18 protein-coding genes are annotated in these 17,742 nt (G+C 72.3%); 8 read left to right on the forward strand and 10 right to left on the reverse strand.

Annotated features, from left to right (window positions below; all coding sequences use genetic code 11):
* Positions 1–104 precede the first annotated feature (104 nt).
* Positions 105–2,492 carry a ribonucleoside-diphosphate reductase subunit alpha gene (locus RIU97_RS13980; RefSeq protein WP_404956680.1) on the forward strand — a complete coding sequence of 796 codons (2,388 nt, stop codon included), beginning with the start codon at positions 105–107 and terminating at the stop codon, positions 2,490–2,492.
* Positions 2,492–3,508, forward strand: coding sequence for a ribonucleotide-diphosphate reductase subunit beta (locus tag RIU97_RS13985; protein ID WP_361753023.1), 1,017 nt, complete (start codon positions 2,492–2,494; stop codon positions 3,506–3,508). The genes RIU97_RS13980 and RIU97_RS13985 overlap by 1 nt, the downstream gene beginning before the upstream one ends.
* Positions 3,509–3,646: 138 nt before the next feature.
* On the opposite strand, the gene RIU97_RS13990 is transcribed toward RIU97_RS13985, so the two are convergent.
* Complete coding sequence (locus RIU97_RS13990) at positions 3,647–3,871, reverse strand: hypothetical protein (RefSeq protein WP_404956683.1); 225 nt, start codon at positions 3,869–3,871, stop codon at positions 3,647–3,649.
* A gap of 81 nt (positions 3,872–3,952) precedes the next feature.
* Here RIU97_RS13990 and RIU97_RS13995 point away from each other — a divergent pair, with 81 nt between their 5' ends.
* Complete coding sequence (locus tag RIU97_RS13995) at positions 3,953–4,918, forward strand: helix-turn-helix domain-containing protein (RefSeq protein ID WP_319722991.1); 966 nt, start codon at positions 3,953–3,955, stop codon at positions 4,916–4,918.
* A 12-nt stretch (positions 4,919–4,930) separates the two neighbouring features.
* On the opposite strand, the gene def is transcribed toward RIU97_RS13995, so the two are convergent.
* From def to RIU97_RS14035, 8 genes are all read right to left on the reverse strand, one after another.
* Positions 4,931–5,566, reverse strand: a complete 636-nt coding sequence (def, locus tag RIU97_RS14000) for a peptide deformylase (protein ID WP_319722992.1) — start codon at positions 5,564–5,566, stop codon at positions 4,931–4,933.
* 82 nt (positions 5,567–5,648) lie between these two features.
* Complete coding sequence (locus RIU97_RS14005; RefSeq protein WP_404956686.1) at positions 5,649–6,650, reverse strand: tetratricopeptide repeat protein; 1,002 nt, start codon at positions 6,648–6,650, stop codon at positions 5,649–5,651.
* Positions 6,651–6,770: 120 nt separating this feature from the next.
* Positions 6,771–8,033: an HD-GYP domain-containing protein gene (locus RIU97_RS14010; protein WP_404956688.1), complete on the reverse strand. Its 1,263-nt coding sequence runs from the start codon at positions 8,031–8,033 to the stop codon at positions 6,771–6,773.
* Positions 8,030–9,673: an HD-GYP domain-containing protein gene (locus tag RIU97_RS14015; protein ID WP_404956690.1), complete on the reverse strand. Its 1,644-nt coding sequence runs from the start codon at positions 9,671–9,673 to the stop codon at positions 8,030–8,032. Before RIU97_RS14015 ends, RIU97_RS14010 begins: the two co-directional genes overlap by 4 nt.
* Positions 9,674–9,864: 191 nt before the next feature.
* Entirely contained in the window at positions 9,865–10,170 is a 306-nt protein-coding gene (rsrA, locus tag RIU97_RS14020; protein WP_326588104.1) for a mycothiol system anti-sigma-R factor, read from the reverse strand.
* A complete protein-coding gene (locus tag RIU97_RS14025; protein ID WP_030709911.1) occupies positions 10,167–10,811 on the reverse strand; it encodes a sigma-70 family RNA polymerase sigma factor in 645 nt (214 codons plus the stop codon). The genes rsrA and RIU97_RS14025 overlap by 4 nt, the downstream gene beginning before the upstream one ends.
* A gap of 286 nt (positions 10,812–11,097) precedes the next feature.
* Positions 11,098–11,742: an alpha/beta family hydrolase gene (locus RIU97_RS14030; RefSeq protein WP_404956693.1), complete on the reverse strand. Its 645-nt coding sequence runs from the start codon at positions 11,740–11,742 to the stop codon at positions 11,098–11,100.
* 26 nt (positions 11,743–11,768) lie between these two features.
* Positions 11,769–12,587, reverse strand: a complete 819-nt coding sequence (locus tag RIU97_RS14035) for an SOS response-associated peptidase (RefSeq protein WP_404956695.1) — start codon at positions 12,585–12,587, stop codon at positions 11,769–11,771.
* Between the two features lie 82 nt (positions 12,588–12,669).
* Here RIU97_RS14035 and RIU97_RS14040 point away from each other — a divergent pair, with 82 nt between their 5' ends.
* The 4 genes from RIU97_RS14040 (at position 12,670) to RIU97_RS14055 (ending at position 16,274) form a co-directional block, all read left to right on the forward strand.
* Positions 12,670–13,383 carry a M50 family metallopeptidase gene (locus tag RIU97_RS14040; protein WP_404956697.1) on the forward strand — a complete coding sequence of 238 codons (714 nt, stop codon included), beginning with the start codon at positions 12,670–12,672 and terminating at the stop codon, positions 13,381–13,383.
* 64 nt (positions 13,384–13,447) lie between these two features.
* Positions 13,448–14,830 (forward strand): 3-phosphoshikimate 1-carboxyvinyltransferase, encoded by a 1,383-nt coding sequence (gene aroA, locus RIU97_RS14045; RefSeq protein ID WP_404956699.1) that lies wholly within the window; start codon positions 13,448–13,450, stop codon positions 14,828–14,830.
* 8 nt (positions 14,831–14,838) lie between these two features.
* Positions 14,839–15,849 (forward strand): ribosome small subunit-dependent GTPase A, encoded by a 1,011-nt coding sequence (rsgA, locus tag RIU97_RS14050; protein WP_404956702.1) that lies wholly within the window; start codon positions 14,839–14,841, stop codon positions 15,847–15,849.
* 101 nt (positions 15,850–15,950) lie between these two features.
* Entirely contained in the window at positions 15,951–16,274 is a 324-nt protein-coding gene (locus RIU97_RS14055; RefSeq protein ID WP_398561655.1) for a DMT family transporter, read from the forward strand.
* Here RIU97_RS14055 and RIU97_RS14060 read toward each other — a convergent pair.
* Positions 16,240–16,791 carry a TetR/AcrR family transcriptional regulator gene (locus RIU97_RS14060; RefSeq protein WP_404956704.1) on the reverse strand — a complete coding sequence of 184 codons (552 nt, stop codon included), beginning with the start codon at positions 16,789–16,791 and terminating at the stop codon, positions 16,240–16,242. The genes RIU97_RS14055 and RIU97_RS14060 overlap by 35 nt on opposite strands.
* Before the next feature lie 124 nt (positions 16,792–16,915).
* Here RIU97_RS14060 and hisN point away from each other — a divergent pair, with 124 nt between their 5' ends.
* Positions 16,916–17,719 (forward strand): histidinol-phosphatase, encoded by an 804-nt coding sequence (hisN, locus tag RIU97_RS14065; protein WP_404956706.1) that lies wholly within the window; start codon positions 16,916–16,918, stop codon positions 17,717–17,719.
* The last annotated feature ends 23 nt before the right edge of the window (positions 17,720–17,742 follow it).

Consider the following 17,742-nt stretch of genomic DNA (forward strand, 5'->3'; position numbering starts at 1 on the left):
CCGGTGGACGCCATGCGGTGTGTACGCGTTCCTACCACGCCCGCATGCGCCCGCTCGCGCCCCGCTCCGCCGATGACCGGGCCGAGCGAGGGAGAGCTCCCGCCGTGACCATCGCGCCTTCCGCACCGCGCGCCGAGTCCGTTTCTGGCGACAACACCGAGGGCCCGGGGGCCACGCTGCTGCGTACCCTCACCGAACTGACGGCGGACCTCCCCGACACCGACCCCGGGCGCGTCGCCGCCGCCGCGCTCCGCGGCCGCAGCTCCGCCGCCGACGAGGCCGAACTCCGCGGTCTCGCCACCGAGGGCGCCGCCGGTCTGATCTCCGAGGACCCCGCCTACTCGAAGCTCGCCGCCCGGCTGCTGACGCTGGCCGTGCGCGACGAGGCCGCGAGTCAGGGCTCCACCTCCTTCTCGGCCTCGGTCGAGGTCGGTCACCGCGAGGGCCTGATCGCCGACCGCACCGCCGAGTTCGTGCGCACGCACGCGAACCGGCTGGACGCGCTGGTCGAGCACACCCTCGCCGAGGGCGCCGACGACCGCTTCGGCTTCTTCGGCCTGCGCACCCTGCACAGCCGCTACCTGCTGCGCCACCCGATCACCCGTCAGGTCATCGAGACCCCGCAGTACTTCATGCTGCGCGTGGCCTGCGGCCTCGCCGCGGACGAGAGCGTCCAGGCCCTCGAGGAAGTGACCTCGCTGTACCGGCTGATGAGCCGCCTCGACTACCTGCCCTCCTCCCCCACCCTCTTCAACTCCGGCACCCGGCACCCGCAGATGTCCTCCTGCTACCTGCTGGATTCCCCGCTGGACGAGCTCGACTCGATCTACGACCGCTACCACCAGGTGGCGCGCCTGTCGAAGCACGCCGGCGGCATCGGCCTGTCGTACTCCCGCATCCGCGCCCGCGGTTCCCTGATCCGCGGCACCAACGGCCACTCCAACGGCATCGTGCCGTTCCTGAAGACCCTCGACGCCTCCGTCGCCGCCGTGAACCAGGGTGGCCGCCGCAAGGGCGCCGCCGCCGTCTACCTGGAGACCTGGCACGCGGACATCGAGGAGTTCCTGGAGCTCCGCGACAACACCGGTGAGGACCAGCGCCGTACGCACAACCTGAACCTCGCCCACTGGGTCCCCGACGAGTTCATGCGCCGCGTGAACGCGGACGCCGAGTGGTCGCTGTTCTCCCCGGCCGACGTGCCCGAGCTGGTCGACCTGTGGGGCGACGAGTTCGACGCCGCCTACCGCAAGGCCGAGGCGGAGGGCCTGGCCCGCAAGACCATGCCCGCCCGCGACCTGTACGGCCGGATGATGCGCACCCTCGCGCAGACCGGCCAGGGCTGGATGACCTTCAAGGACGCCTCCAACCGCACGGCGAACCAGACCGCCGAGCCGGGCACGGTCGTGCACTCCTCGAACCTGTGCACCGAGATCATCGAGGTCACCAACGACGGCGAGACGGCCGTCTGCAACCTCGGCTCGGTCAACCTCGGCGCCTTCGTCGTCGACGGCGAGATCGACTGGGAGCGGATGGACGAGACCGTCCGCACCGCCGTGACCTTCCTCGACCGCGTGGTGGACATCAACTTCTACCCGACCGAGCAGGCCGGCCGTTCCAACGCCCGCTGGCGCCCGGTGGGCCTGGGCGCGATGGGCCTCCAGGACGTCTTCTTCAAGATGAAGCTCCCCTTCGACTCCCCCGAGGCGAAGGCCCTCTCCACCAAGCTCTCCGAGCGCATCATGCTCGCGGCGTACGAGGCCTCGTGCGACCTGGCCGAGCGCAGCGGCCCGCTGCCGGCCTGGGAGCAGACCCGCACCGCGCGCGGCGTCCTGCACCCGGACCACTACGACGTGGAGCTGAACTGGCCGGAGCGCTGGGACGCACTGCGCACCCGGGTCGCGAAGTCCGGCATGCGCAACTCCCTGCTCCTCGCCATCGCCCCGACGGCCACCATCGCCTCGATCGCCGGCGTGTACGAGTGCATCGAGCCGCAGGTCTCCAACCTCTTCAAGCGCGAGACGCTCAGCGGTGAGTTCCTCCAGGTGAACGGCTACCTGGTGGAGGAGCTGAAGGCGCTCGGCGTGTGGGACGCCCAGACCCGCGAGGCGCTGCGCGAATCCTCCGGCTCGGTCCAGGGGTTCGGCTGGATCCCGGCCGAGGTCCGCGAGCTGTACCGCACGGCGTGGGAGATCCCGCAGCGCGGCCTGATCGACATGGCGGCGGCCCGTACGCCGTTCCTGGACCAGTCGCAGTCGCTGAACCTGTTCCTGGAGACGCCCACCATCGGCAAGCTCAGCTCGATGTACGCGTACGCCTGGAAGCAGGGTCTGAAGACCACCTACTACCTGCGCTCGCGCCCCGCGACGAAGATCGCCCGCGCCGCGTCCGCGTCCGCCGTTCCGGCCGCCGCCACCCCGCTCCCGCAGGCCGTCGACGCCGACGCTCTGGCCTGCTCCCTTGAGAACCCCGAGTCCTGCGAGGCCTGCCAGTAATGAGCTCCACCGACAACAAGAACCTCCTGGACCCGGGCTTCGAGCTCACGCTCCGCCCGATGCGCTACCCGGACTTCTACGAGCGCTACCGGGACGCGATCAAGAACACGTGGACGGTGGAGGAGGTCGACCTCCACTCGGACGTCGCGGACCTCGCGAAGCTGACGCCGGCCGAGCAGCACATGATCGGCCGCCTGGTCGCGTTCTTCGCGACGGGTGACTCGATCGTCTCGAACAACCTGGTGCTGACGCTCTACAAGCACATCAACTCCCCGGAGGCGCGCCTGTACCTGTCGCGCCAGCTGTTCGAGGAGGCCGTGCACGTCCAGTTCTACCTGACGCTGCTCGACACCTACCTGCCCGATCCGGACGACCGCGCGGCCGCGTTCGACGCGGTCGAGGAGATCCCGTCCATCCGCGAGAAGGCGCAGTTCTGCTTCAAGTGGATGGACTCGGTCGAGAAGATCGACCGGCTGGAGTCGAAGGCCGACCGCCGCCGCTTCCTGCTGAACCTGATCTGCTTCGCCGCGTGCATCGAGGGCCTGTTCTTCTACGGCGCCTTCGCGTACGTGTACTGGTTCCGCTCGCGCGGCCTGCTGCACGGCCTGGCCACCGGCACCAACTGGGTGTTCCGTGACGAGACCATGCACATGAACTTCGCCTTCGAGGTCGTGGACACGGTCCGCAAGGAGGAGCCGGAGCTCTTCGACGACGCCCTCCAGCAGCAGGTCACCGACATGCTCAAGGAGGCCGTGGAGGCGGAGCTGCAGTTCGGCCGCGACCTGTGCGGCGACGGCCTGCCGGGCATGAACACCGAGTCGATGCGCGAGTACCTGGAGTGCGTCGCGGACCAGCGTCTGGTCCGCCTCGGCTTCGCCCCGGTGTACGGCTCGCAGAACCCGTTCTCCTTCATGGAGCTGCAGGGCGTCCAGGAGCTGACCAACTTCTTCGAGCGCCGTCCGTCGGCCTACCAGGTCGCGGTCGAGGGCACGGTCGACCTGGACGAGGACTTCTAGGGTCCCCGGTCTTCCAGGGCCCCCGGCCGGGACGCGGTAACGCCGCGAAGCCGGGATGCGGTATCACCACCGCGTCCCGGCTTCTCGCGTTTCCGGCGCCCGATCGTCCGGCTGCCCGTGTGCACGGTCGCCCCCGGCTCAGTGGGCGACGGGGCCCCAGTGCATCCCGCTGTGCCGGGGGCGGGGCCGGCGGACGGTGGGCGGCAGGCCGCCGGCCTTCTGGCGCGGCAGCCACACGAGCCGGGTCTCGACGGCCCGCAGCTGCCGGTCGATCCGACGGTCGCGCAGGACCCCGTACAGGCTGGGGGCGAGCACCAGGGCGGCGACGGCAAGGACGGTGAGGTAGCTCAGGAAGGTGTTCATGTCTCCACTCTCCTCCCGTGGGGAAAACTCGCACAGTGGCAGGACTGTCATGAAAGAGCGAATTACTGCCACACTGGAGCCATGCTGACCAACGTGGCCGTGGCCCTCCTCGACGAGATCGCCCCCTTCGAGTTCGGGATCTTCTGCGAAGTCTTCGGAATCGACCGCAGCGATCACGGACTGCCGGTGTACGACTTCGCCGTGTGCGCGGCGCAGGAAGGTCCGCTGGCCATGTCCGGCACCGGATTCACGGTCTCCCCCGAGCACGGGCTGGAGCGGCTGGAGAGCGCCGACCTGATCTGCGTGCCCGCCTTCCGTGACGCGGGCGAGCGCACGTTCCCGGAACCGCTGCTGGAGGCGCTGCGCCGCGGGGTGGACCGGGGAGCGCGGGTGGTCAGTGTGTGCAGCGGCGCGTACGTGCTCGGGGCGGCGGGGCTGCTGGACGGCCGGCACTGCACCACGCACTGGATGCACGCCGCGACGCTGGCCCGGCGCTTCCCGCGGGCGCTGGTCGACCCGGACGTGCTGTACGTCGACGCGGGCCCAGTGATCACCTCCGCCGGCACCGCCTCCGGCATCGACGCCTGCCTGCACCTCGTCCGCCAGGAGCACGGGGCCGAGGTGGCCAACACCATCGCGCGGCGGATGGTCGTACCGCCCCACCGGGACGGCGGGCAGGCCCAGTACATCGAGCGGCCGCTGCCGCGCACCTCCTGCGACACCGTGGGCGAGGTGATCGAGTGGATGGCCCGCCACCTGGAGGAGGAGATCACCGTCGAGCAGCTCGCGGAGCGCGCGCACATGTCACCGCGCACCTTCGCCCGCCGCTTCCTCCAGGAGACCGGCACCACCCCGTACAAGTGGGTGCTGCGGCAGCGGGTCCTGCTGGCCCAGGAACTGCTGGAGTCGACCGACGAGACGGTGGACGCGATCGCCGGCCGCTCCGGCTTCGGCAACGCGGCCGCCCTGCGCCACCACTTCCTGCGGACCCTGGGCACCACGCCGAATTCCTTCCGGCGCGCCTTCCGGGGCCCGCAGGCCGCCTAGCCGGCCGAGGGGCTACGCGTTCGGGACGGTCTCGTAGCGCGGGGTGCCCTCTTCCATCTGCCGCAGGGCGTCCTTGCGGTCCCGCTTCGAGAGGCGGTCGATGTAGAGGTAGCCGTACAGGTGGTCGGTCTCGTGCTGGAGGCAGCGGGCGAAGTAGCCGGTGCCGCGCACCTTGATCGGGTTGCCCTGGGCGTCCTGGCCCTCGACCTCGGCATAGTCCGGGCGGGCCAGCGAGGCGTACGCCGTCGGGACCGACAGGCAGCCCTCGTTCGAGTCGTCCAGCACCCGGGTGCCCGCGGGCAGCTCGACGAGCTTCGGGTTGACGACGACACCGGTGTGCCGCACGCCGTCGTCGTCCGGGCAGTCGTAGACGAAGACCTTCGCGTCCACGCCGATCTGGTTCGCGGCGAGGCCCACGCCCTCGGCGGCCTTCTGGCTGGCGAACATGTCGTCGATCAGCTGGGCCAGCTCGTCGCCGAACTCGGTGACGTCCTTGCACTCGCTGTGCAGGACCGGGTTGCCGACGACGGTGATCGGGCGGGCGGTGCCGCGCTCACGGTGGGCGAGCTCGCGCTCCGCACAGTCCTCCGTGTCCACTACGTACCCGTCGTTCACGACCTCGACAACCTCGTTCTCCTGCTGCGACATGTCCGCCGTACGCCTTCCGTAAGTCCAAGTCACCGGTGGTCGCCAATGGCCACCGATGTGCCCGTACAGCCTACGGCCCGGCTCAGCAGACTTCTTCGAGATCCCGCCACTCACGGGTGCCCGGGCTGTCCGCGACCCAGCCGTCGAGCAGTCCGCGCACCAGACCGGCCGGCGCCGCGATACCGCATTCGCGCTCGGGCACCCACAGGGAGCCGGAGCCGGCCGTACGGTGCCCCAGCGGTCCGGGGTGCCCCGGCTCGCTGTGGTCGTGCGGATCCAGGTGCTCGCCGTCGCCCTCGTCGCTGGGCATCTCGCTCTCCGAGCAGGTCCGGCACAGCAGCCGCACCGACGAGGACCAGTCCTCGGCGGCGAAGCCCGCGTCCGAGGCCAGCTGCTCCAGCGCGTCGCGGTCCGCCTCGGTGGCCGCCTCCAGCAGCACCACCCAGGTCGGCACCGGCGACGGCGCCCACAGCTCGATCTCGTCGAAGACGGGGTACGAGGGGCCGGCCGCGGTGACCCGCTCGCCGTGCGGGACCCCGTCGTGGAGCACGACCTCGCCCCAGCGCCGCCCCGAGGAGGGCAGCGGGATCGACAGGACCTCCATCCGGGCCGGGTCCAGCCGGCGGCCCCAGACCACCTCGGCCTCGCCCTCCGGCGAGAGCCGCACGGCGGCGCTGCCGAGCTCCATGCCGACCGGTTCGCCACTGCCCTTGCCGCCCGCGCCGTGCGCGTCGCCGGGCACCTTCAGCCCGTACGCCTGCCAGGCCCGCCGGGCCAGCGGCCAGTCCTGCAGCGCGGTCGCGGCGATGCCGACGTTCCACCAGTCCGGGGCGCCGGTCTCACGGTCCAGCAGGGCCACGGCGCGCAGTCCGGCGGCCCGTGCCTGCTCCCAGTCGTGCCGGAACTTGTGCAGCAGGGCCAGATTGAACCAGGACTCGGACAGCCAGGGCTCCAGGTCCGCGGCTCTGGTCAGGAGCGCGCCCGCGTCCTCGTACCGCCCGTCGCCGATCAGCGTGAACGCGCGGTCGGTGGCCTGCCGCCACGAGGCGGAGGGCCGATGCCGTACCTTCCCGAAGATCCTCACGATTCCCGCCTGCCTGGGGGCACCCTCCCAGCGGTGGCTGGGGGACAACGGTGCAGCCTTGCGGACACTCTTACTGGCATCCAACCATGCCCACTCGGACGGCCGCTCATTACCCATGGGTTACCCCGGTCGGACAGGAACAACTCTGTCACGTCCACCCCTGGCCAGAACCCTCGCCAGACACTCCACGACCTCCGGCTGGTAATCGTGCCCGGTGCCCAGGCGGAGCTGTTCCAGGGCGGCCAGTGAGCCGCCCGGGTGACGGCTCCCGCCGCCCAGGTCGTCGTACGCGTTCACCGTACGCACGATGCGGGCCAGGACGGGCTGCTGCCGGTAGGGGTCCGCCTGCCGCTCCACCACCACGGCGACCTCGGCGGGCACCCCGGTCTGCCGGGCCACCTCGCCGCCCAGCCCGGCGATCCGGCGGGCCTCGTAGGCGGGCAGCCCGGCGGTGGCCCCGTCCGGAACCGGGTCGACGAGGGAGAGCTGGCCGATGTCGTGCATCAGGGCGGCGTACTCCAGCACCGTGAGCTCCCGCTCCGACAGGCCCAGCTCCCGGCCGACGGCGCAGCTCAGGGCGGCGACCCGGCGGGAGTGGCCCGGCCGGGTGTAGCCGGCGATCTCGGTGGCGCGGGCCAGGGAGGTGATGGTCTGGCGGTAGGTGGTGCGGATCGCGGTGATCCGGTGGAAGGACAGCTGGGTCAGCAGCAGGGGCACGCTGAAGACGGGTATGGCCCACAGGCCCGCGACGGCCGCGCCGAGCGCCATCACGACCCCGGTGGCGCAGATCGCCGCACCGATGCCGAGCTGGGCGCCCAGCTCGTCGCGCAGCAGGGGCCCGTACGGCCAGCCGGTGCGCGCCCCGGCCAGCGCGGCGGCGAGGACGGCGTCGCACAGGGCGGTGAGGCCGAGCAGGCCGAGCAGGAAGACGACGAGGTACGGGCCCTGGCCCACCCGTTCCTCCAGCCGGCCGGAGTTGTAGAGCGGCTGGAAACAGACGGCGGCGAAGCCGACGGTGAGCACCCGGCGGGACAGGTGGTCGAGGGCCGGGCCGCGGCCCCGGGCGATGTGCGGGACGATCCCGGCGAGGGCCGCCGCGACGACGACCGCGACGATCTGGAGCGCCCCGTGGCGGGTGGGCTGGCCGGCGTTCTGGCCGAGCAGGGCGTAGGCGAGGGCGCCGGCGGAGCCGAGGGGCGCGGGCAGCCGGTCGGGGGAGCCGTCCTGTTGGTCCCGGCGGGCGAGCTCGCCGACGGCGATCAGCGCGCCGAAGGCCAGGGCGGCACCGGGTTCGACGACGCCGTTCCACAGGGTGTGCCCGAGGGCGACGACGGTGAGCACGGCCGCGGCCCCCCGCACCGTCCACACGGCCGCGGCCCTCATCCGCCCGCCCCGGCACCGTCCGCGCCGCGACCGCGCCGCCCGGCGGCGGGCGGAGCCTCGCTCCCGGGGCCGTCGCCCCCGGCGGGCGGCGCGTCCTGCGCGGGCAGGGCGCGCAACGCCGTCCGCGCAGCCGATCGGGCGGTGCGGGCACCCTCGGGAAGGGGGCCGCCGTTCCCGTCGGCCGGGCCGGGAGCCGCCCGGACCCCGTCGGCGGGCGGAGCCGGTGCGGCCGGGCAGGGGTCCTGGCCCGGCGGTACGGACAGCCCCGGCCCCGGCACCCCGGCACCCGCGACCCCAGCGAGAGCGTTTCCGCTGATCACCTGGAGGTCCTCGTCCGAGGTGACCACCGGGTGCCAGCCGTGCCGGCCGATGGCGCCCGTCAGGGCCCGTACCATCGCCGGGTCGAACTGGGCCCCGGCACACCGGTCCAGCTCGGCCAGGGCCACCGGCACCGGCCGGGCCCGGCTGTAGGAACGGGTCGAGGTCATCGCGTCGAAGGCGTCGGCCACCGCCACCACCCGGGCCAGGACCGGGATCTGCTCGCCGGTCAGCCCGTACGGGTAGCCGGAGCCGTCGACCCGCTCGTGGTGGTGCAGGATCGCGGACCGGGCCTCGCCGAGGAAGCCGATGCCGCGCACCATCTCGTGCCCGTACTCGGGGTGCAGCTCGATGATCCGGCGTTCCTCCGGGGTGAGCGGCCCGTCCTTGCGCAGCAGCCGGGTGGGGACGCCCAGTTTGCCGACGTCGTGGAGGATCCCGGCGATCCGCACGACTTCCATCCGGTCGTCGGCCATGCCCAGCTCGCGGGCGATCATCGCGGAGGCCTGGCCGACCCGTTCGCTGTGGCCGCGGGTGTAGCGGTCCTTGATGTCGACGGCCTGGACGAGGGCGCGGATGGTGGCCCGGTGGGCGGCGCGCTCGCGGTGGTACTGGGCGAAGACCCAGCAGGAGATGTACATCGGCAGCAGCACGAGCAGGGCCGCCGGGAGCCCGTACGGGCTGCGCCACATGACGGCCATCATCAGTCCGGCGAGGCCGTGGACGCAGTGCGGGGCGAGGGAGAGGGTGAGCGGTCCGCGCCAGGCGGTGGCGGCGGGGCGGCGTTCGGCGGTGGCCAGGATGCCGCCGTCGAGGGCGGTGAGCACCAGGCAGAAGACCACGTCCGCGGCCGCCGCGGGGAGCATCACGTAGGGGAAGTCCGCCACCCACCCGGGGGGACCGGACCCCACGGAAGGGCCTCCGCCGAGGGCGGCCGGACCGCGCAGCAGCCCGTACGCCTGGCAGGCGGCCCAGGCGGCCATGGCCTGCTGCGCGCCGTGCCACACCCGGCGCACCCGGGCGGGCCGCTCGGCCACGGTCCCCGCGAATCCGCCGGGCAGCGCCACGAGCGCGGCGGCGGCGGGCGGCAGGAGGAAGACGGCGGCGAGCACCACGGGGAAGAAGGGGCCGATGCCCTCGGGCACCCGGCTGCCCAGCAGCGGGCAGATCTTGACGAGTTCGCAGCCGAGGTAGAGCAGGGCGAGCAGGACGACGGCCGCCCAGGACGTACCGGAATCCGTGAGGGCCGGGGTGACGCACGCCGCGGCCGCGAGGACGGCGCACAGGATGTATCCGCGCGCCATCGGCGGAAGTACCCGCATGGCGCTCTCCTCCCGTGGGCCGTTAGAGCCGGGTACCGAATCAAACCAGTACCGAATGGGGAGAATAAGTGGGGCCCCGAGCGAGGTGGGCCACATTTTCGTATTACGCCATGCGGACGCCCCCGGATTAGCACATTCGGGTGAACGAAGTGCCCTTCCGGGGGCGGTTGTTCCGTGCTTCGCCGATCAGGTCAGCCGGGGGCGGGGTTGTCGGCGGTGACGTCGTGATCGGGCACCGCCTGCCCCGACCGGATCAGCTCGATGCGGCCCATCACCTTCGACCGCAGGTCGGTCGGCACGTCGTCCGACCCGCAGCAGCGCTTGACCAGCTTCTTCACGGCCTTCTCCAGGCCGTACTTCTCCAGACAGGGATTGCACTCGCCGAAGTGGGTCTCGAACTTGGTGCAGTCACTGTCGGGCATCTCATGGTCGAGGAACTCGTACAGGTGGTCCAGGACCTCAGAGCACTCTGTCTCGTGCGGCTCTCCGCAACTCATGAGCCCGAGCCTTTCCGGTCGTTCGACTCTCCCGCGCCCGCGGGAACCAGCCCGCGCTCGCGGGCATAGTCCTCCAGCATTCCGCGGAGTTGACGGCGGCCACGGTGCAGTCGTGACATGACCGTACCGATGGGTGTACCCATGATGTCCGCGATCTCCTTGTACGCAAAGCCCTCTACGTCGGCAAGGTAGACCGCGATGCGGAACTCCTCGGGAATGGCCTGGAGCGCTTCCTTCACGTCCGAATCGGGCAGGTGGTCGAGCGCCTGCGACTCGGCGGAGCGCAGTCCGGTCGACATGTGCGACTCGGCGCGCGCCAGCTGCCAGTCCTCGATCTCCTCCGCCGCGCTGCGCTGGGGCTCGCGCTGCTTCTTGCGGTAGGAGTTGATGAACGTGTTGGTCAGGATGCGGTACAGCCACGCCTTCAGGTTGGTGCCCTCGCGGAACTGGTGGAACGACGCGTATGCCTTCGCGTACGTCTCCTGGACCAGGTCCTCGGCGTCGGCCGGGTTGCGCGTCATGCGCAGCGCGGCCGAGTACATCTGGTCGAGGTAGCCGAGGGCGTCCCGCTCGAAGCGCGCATTGCGCTCCGGGGTCGTCTCCTCCGCGTGGCCTTCGTCGGTCCCAGCGACAGGACCCACCTCCTCCGACTGCGTGGCGGCTCCGAAAGCGGATCCGCTCGAATCGGAGAATAGTCGACCATCCCGGCCCTCCGCCGCCCGAAGCGTGCTGCGCTTGGGGGCAGGAAGAACAGTCCAGTCCAGGTCAGCGGCCTGCCGACGGTTCTGACTGATGACCTGGGTCATGCGCTCCCTCTCCTCCGACAAGTTCCCGTACGTACCGACATCCGAGACAACAGAAGGGCCGGGCGGCGCATTCCCGCGTACCGGAAGGGTTTTCGGGCCATCCGCTTCCTCCCCGCTCCCGCTACTTCCCGGCCGGGAGCGCCAGGAGCCATTCCGCGACCGCCGCGGTGATCTTCCCGAGGGCCTCGTCCTGGGTGAGGTCCGCCTTCTTCGGGACCGCGAAACCGTGATCGCCGTACGGGATCTCCACCAGCGCGTGCTCTCCCGCGGGGAACTCCCCGGGCCGGCCGAAGGGGTCCCGGCCGCCCTGGACCACGAGCGTGGGCCGGCCGGCCCCGGTGAGCTCCGCGGCGCGGGACTTCTCCGGCCGGCCCGGCGGGTGTAGCGGGAAGGCCAGCGCCAGTACCCCGGCGGCGCCGAGCTCGACGGCGGTCCGGCAGGCCACCCGGGCCCCGGCGCTGCGACCGCCCGCGACCACCGGCAGCCCGGGCTTCGCGAGCGCGGGCCACAGCGCGCGCCATCCCCCGTCCAGCACCTTGGGCGCGGCGGCGACCTTCTTCCCGGCGACCCGCCAGGGCTGTTCGACCAGCGCGACCGTGATCCCGCGGGCGGGCAGGGCGGCGGCCAGCGCCTGGAGGTCGCGGGCCTCGATGCCGCCGCCGGCGCCGTGGCTCACGGCGAGCACGAGCTTCGCCGCGCGGGCGGTGTGCCAGGTGATGCGGGCCTCGCCCACCGGGGTGTCTACGCTCTCGGTACGCGTGGTCATGCGCCCCATCCTGCCCGGGGCGGGGCCTAGAAGAGGGTCGCCTCTTCCGGCGCGGCCAGCTCTTCCAGCAGCTCCGGCCCGTTGTTGCGGACGTTGCTCACCGCGGTGGACACCGGGTAGGCCCGCATCAGCCCGCCCGGCGGCGGCGCCAGCAGCTCCCGCAGGGAGCCCTCGGTGTCGGTGTTCGCGGGGTCCAGCCAGGCGTCCCAGCGGTCCGGGGTCAGCATCAGCGGCATCCGCGGGTGGATCTCGGACAGCGAGCGGGGCCCCTCGGCCGGGGGCACGCCCAGGGGCGCCGTCTCGGCCTCGGTGGTGATCACCGAGCAGGTGACCCACCAGGCGAGCGGGTGCTCGTCGGGCAGGGTCCGGTCGCGCCAGAACTCGTATATCCCGGCCATGGCGAAGACGGAGCCGTCGGAGGGCAGCACGAAGTAGGGCTGCTTGCGGGCCCTCTTCTTCTTCCCCTCCACCTCCAGCTGGCGCTCGTCGTGGGCGGTGACCCACTCGTAGTAGCCGTCGGCGGGGACGATGCAGCGGCGCTGCGCGAAGGGGCGGCGGAAGGACGGCTTCTCGTGCAGGGTCTCGGACCGGGCGTTGATCATCCGGGCGGCGCCTTCGGGGTTCTGCGCCCAGGAGGGGACCAGGCCCCATTTCAGCGTGCGCAGCTGGCGAACCGGACGCAGGTGCGAAGCGTCCTTCAGGGGACGGTCGAGGACGACGTGGACCTCCTTCGTCGGGGCCACGTTCCAGTCGGGGGCCAGGGCCTCCTCCGGCTCCCACTTCTCGATGCCGAATGCCTCCACGAGGTCCTCGGGCCTACGACTCGCCGCATACCGTCCGCACATGGCTGCCACACTGCCATGTCACTCCCCCCAGCTACCGCTGGGAGGTACCCCCACGCCACCAACGCAAGGAGTCCGCCACCTCATGGACAGCAGCACGACGGCCGGCCTGTGGGACCGGCTCACGGGCATACAGACCCCGCCCGACCGGTGGCTGGTGATCGTGACCGGCCTGGTCGCGCTGGCCGCCGTGGGGCCCCGGCCGCTGTGGCGGCTCTCGCGCAACGCCATCACCATCGCGCACGAGGGCGGGCACGGCCTGCTGGCGCTGCTGACCGGGCGGCGCCTCAGCGGGATACGGCTGCACTCGGACACGAGCGGGGTCACCGTCAGCCGGGGCAAGCCCACCGGGCTCGGGATGATCCTGACCGCTGCCGGCGGGTACACGGCGCCCTCGCTGCTCGGGCTCGGCGGGGCCGCGCTGCTGTCCGCGCACCGGATCACGCTGCTGCTGTGGGCGGCCACCGCCCTGCTGCTGGTGATGCTGGTGATGATCCGGAACGCGTACGGGGCGCTGACCGTGGTGCTGACGGGCGGGGCCTTCCTGCTGGTGTCCTGGCTGACGCCGGCCGAGGTGCAGGCCGCCTTCGCCTACCTGGTGGTGTGGTTCCTGCTGCTCGGCGGGGTCCGGCCGGTCTTCGAGCTGGGGGCCAAGCGCAGGAACGGCGGAGCCCCGGATTCCGACGCCGACCAGCTGGGCCGTCTCACCCACCTGCATCCGGTGGTGTGGCTCCTGTTCTTCCACATCGTCGCGCTGTGTTCACTGGTCGGCGGCGGCCGCTGGCTGCTCGCCCTGTGACCACCCCGTGAGACCGGCCCGCGATCAAGATCTGGGACCGGAGGGAGCCACTAAAGTGGGGGCCATGACCGAGACCCGCGCGCTCCCTGCCCTCTGGCCCGCTCCGCTCGCCGATGGGACCGTCCACGCCACCGTCACGGTGCCGGGGTCCAAATCGGTCACCAACCGTGCCCTCGTGCTCGCCGCGCTCGCCGCCGAGCCGGGCTGGGTGCGCCGCCCGCTGCGCTCGCGCGACTCCCAGCTGATGTCCGACGCGCTGCGCGCGCTGGGCGTCGGCATCGAGGAGACCGTCTCCTCCAGTTCCGCCAGTTCCACCAACGGCGCAGTGGGCGGCGAGGCCTGGCGGATCATCCCGGCGGCCCTGCATGGTCCGACGACCGTGGACGTCGGCAACGCCGGCACCGTCATGCGCTTCCTGCCGCCCGTCGCCACCCTCGCCGACGGGGACATCCGCTTCGACGGCGACCCCCGCTCCTACGAGCGCCCGCTCGGCCAGGTCATCAGCGCCCTGCGCACGCTCGGCGCCCGGATCGACGACGACGGCCGGGGCGCGCTGCCCATGACCGTCCAGGGCGGCGGGGCCCTGGAGGGCGGGACGGTCGAGATCGACGCCAGCAACTCCTCGCAGTTCGTCTCCGCGCTGCTGCTCTCCGCCCCGCGCTTCAACCAGGGCGTCGAGGTCCGGCACGTGGGCGCCACCCTGCCGTCGATGCCGCACATCCGGATGACCGTGGAGATGCTGCGCGCTGCGGGCGCCCAGGTCGACACCCCCGAGGCCGGCGGAGAGAAGAACGTGTGGCGGGTCTCCCCCGGCGCGCTGCTCGGCCGCGACATGGTCGTGGAGCCGGACCTGTCCAACGCCCAGCCCTTCCTGGCCGCGGCCCTGATCACCGGCGGCACGGTCACCGTCCCGGACTGGCCGCGCCGCACCACCCAGCCCGGTGACGCGCTGCGCCGGATCTTCACGGAGATGGGCGGCTCCTGCGAGCTGACCGACGCGGGCCTGGTCTTCACCGGCACGGGCAAGATCCACGGCATCGACGTGGACCTGAGCGAGGTCGGCGAGCTCACCCCGGGCATCGCGGCGGTGGCGGCCCTGGCCGACTCCGAGTCCGTACTGCGCGGGGTCGCGCACCTGCGGCTGCACGAGACGGACCGGCTGGCCGCGCTGACCGAGGAGATCAACGCGCTCGGCGGCGACGTCACCGAGACCGCGGACGGCCTGCGCATCCGGCCGCGCCGGATGCACGGCGGCGTGTTCCACACGTACGACGACCACCGGATGGCCACCGCGGGCGCGGTGATCGGCCTGGCGGTGGAGGGCGTACAGATCGAGAACGTGGCGACGACCGCGAAGACCCTGCCGGACTTCCCCCAGATGTGGACGGACATGCTCGCCGGGGACGCCGGTGGTTCCGGGACGCCCGGAGCGGGTGCGGGAGCGTAGGGCCCGTCATGCGCAGGTACGGCAAGCACACCGACGAGGACGACATCCGGCAGCGCCCGAACCCCAAGGGCAACCGGCCGCGGACGACCATCAGGCCCAAGCACGAGGACGCGGCCGAGGGCTTCGTCCTGACCGTCGACCGCGGCCGGCTGACCTGCCTGGTCGAGGGCCGTTCCGTGCACGCGATGAAGGCCCGCGAGCTGGGCCGCAAGGCCGCGGTCGTCGGCGACCGGGTCTGGATCGTCGGTGATCTGTCCGGCAAGAAGGACACCCTGGCCCGCATCGTGCGGATCGAGGAGCGCAAGTCCGTCCTGCGGCGCACCGCCGACGACGACGACCCGTACGAGCGGGTGGTCGTCGCCAACGCCGACCAGCTGGCCATCGTCACGGCCCTGGCCGACCCGGAGCCGCGGCCCCGGATGATCGACCGCTGCCTGGTGGCGGCGTACGACGCCGGGCTGGAGCCGCTGCTGGTGCTCACCAAGTCCGATCTGACCTCCGCGGACAAGATCCTGGAGATCTACTCGACCTTCGGGCTGAAGTACGTGGTGACCAACCGCGAGGAGCTGGCGGCGGGCGACGCGGCCGACCGGGTGCGCGAGCACCTCAACGGCCGGATCACCGCCTTCGTCGGCCACTCGGGCGTCGGCAAGACCACGCTGGTGAACTCGCTGGTCGCCGAGGGCCGCCAGCGCGCCACCGGAGTGGTCAACGCGGTGACCGGCCGCGGCCGGCACACCACCACCTCGGCGCTGGCGCTGCCGCTGCCGGGCGGCGACGGCTGGGTCATCGACACCCCGGGCGTGCGCTCCTTCGGCCTGCACCACGTGGACCCGTCCCGGGTGATTCTGGCCTTCCCGGAGCTGGTGCCGGGGACGGAGGGGTGCCCGCGCGCGTGCAGCCACGACGAGCCGGACTGCGCGCTCGACAAGTGGGTGGAGGACGGACACGCGGACCCGGCGCGGCTGTATTCGCTGCGGCGGCTGCTGGAGACGCGGGAGCGTCGCGAAGGCGACTGACCGTCCGGCGGGGTTCGCTGTGTTTGTCGAGGGCCCAGTCTGGATAAATGCATAATCCCACCAAGTGACGTGATGTCACGTGATGCGGGGAGGCATTCGACATGGCGTGGCTGCTGGTCGTGGTCGCGGGACTCCTGGAGACCGGATTCGCGGTCTGCCTCAAGCTCTCCCACGGATTCACCCGGCTGTGGCCGACCGTCGCCTTCGCGTGCTTCGCGCTCGGCAGCTTCGGTCTGCTGACGCTGGCCCTCAAGAAGCTGGACGTGGGACCGGCGTACGCGGTCTGGACGGGCATCGGCGCGGCCGGGACCGCGATCTACGGCATGGTCTTCCTCGGCGACCTGGTCTCCACCCTCAAGCTCGTCTCGATCTCGCTGGTCATCCTGGGGGTCATCGGACTGCAGCTGTCCGGGTCGTCGCACTGAGCTGCCGGAGCAGCCCGAGCAGCTCGGCCGCCCCCGGCTCCTCCCCCGGGGCGATCACGTAGGAGAGGGCGAGGCGCACGGCGAGCTCGCACCGCTGGGGGCCCTCCCCCGGCGTGAGCGCGACGGTTGCCCGGTCGCGGACGGCCCGGGCCAGCTCACCGGGACCGGGCGCCCGGCGTCCCGCGGCGGGCAGGCCCGCGTCCCAGCTGCCGGTGAGCAGGGCCCGTACGAGGGGATGGGCGCGGGCCGCGCGTACGGTCCACTCCGCGACGGCGGCGAGCCGTTCGGCGGCCTGCGCCGGGGCGGACAGGGCCCGGTCCACACCGTCGAGGTACCGGTCGGCCTCGCGCCGGACCAGGGCGCTGCCCAGACCCGCCTTGCCGCCGAACTCGTTGTAGAGGGTCTGCCGGGACACCCCGGCGGCCGCGGCCACGTCGACCATGCGCACGGACGGCCAGGGGCGCGCGGACAGCGCCGCCCCCGCCGCCTCCAGTAAGGACTCCCGGGCTGCCGGCATCCCTCGCCTCCCCGATCGGCTCTCCGGCCAGAGTTGACGGGCCGACAGATCCTGTCAAGGGCGCGTCGGGGCCGCACTGTGGACGTCGTTCGCCCGGGTCCGGGAGTCTCGATACTGTTCGGGCATGCCCGAGTATGACGATGACCTGCGCCTTGCCCTCGAACTCGCCGACGCGGCGGACGCCGCCACGATGGAGCGGTTCCGCGCCCTCGACCTGAAGGTCGAGACGAAGCCGGACATGACCCCGGTGAGCGAGGCGGACCAGGCCGCCGAGGAGATCATCCGGGCGGGCATCGCGGCCGCGCGGCCCGGCGACGCGATCCTGGGCGAGGAGTACGGCCTGCAGGGCAGCGGCCCGCGCCGCTGGGTCGTGGACCCGATCGACGGCACGAAGAACTACGTGCGCGGGGTGCCCGTCTGGGCGACGCTGATCTCCCTGATGGCCGAGGGCGCCGACGGCGTCTTCCGGCCGGTGGTCGGCGTGGTGTCCGCGCCGGCGCTGGGCCGCCGCTGGTGGGCGGCCGAGGGGCAGGGGGCGTACGCGGGCGGCGCGCTCGGCGAGACCACCGCGATCGGCGTCTCGAAGGTGGCCGGGCTGGGCGACGCCTCGTTCGCGTACTCCTCGCTGAGCGGCTGGGAGGAGCAGGGCCGGCTCGCCGGGTTCCTGGACCTGACCCGCGCGTGCTGGCGTACCCGCGGCTACGGGGACTTCTGGCCGTACATGATGGTCGCGGAGGGCTCGCTGGACCTGTGCGCCGAGCCCGAGTTGAACCTCTGGGACATGGCCGCCATCGCGGTCGTGGTCCAGGAGGCGGGCGGCCGGTTCACCAGCCTGGACGGGGTGGACGGCGTGCACGGCGGGAACGCGGCGGCCTCGAACGGGCTGCTCCACGAGGAGATGCTCGGCCTGCTGCGCCCGCGCACGTGAAGTCCTGCGCCCCGGGGGCCCCG

The sequence above is a fragment of the Streptomyces sp. 147326 genome, assembly GCF_045000215.1.
Taxonomy (GTDB): domain Bacteria; phylum Actinomycetota; class Actinomycetes; order Streptomycetales; family Streptomycetaceae; genus Streptomyces.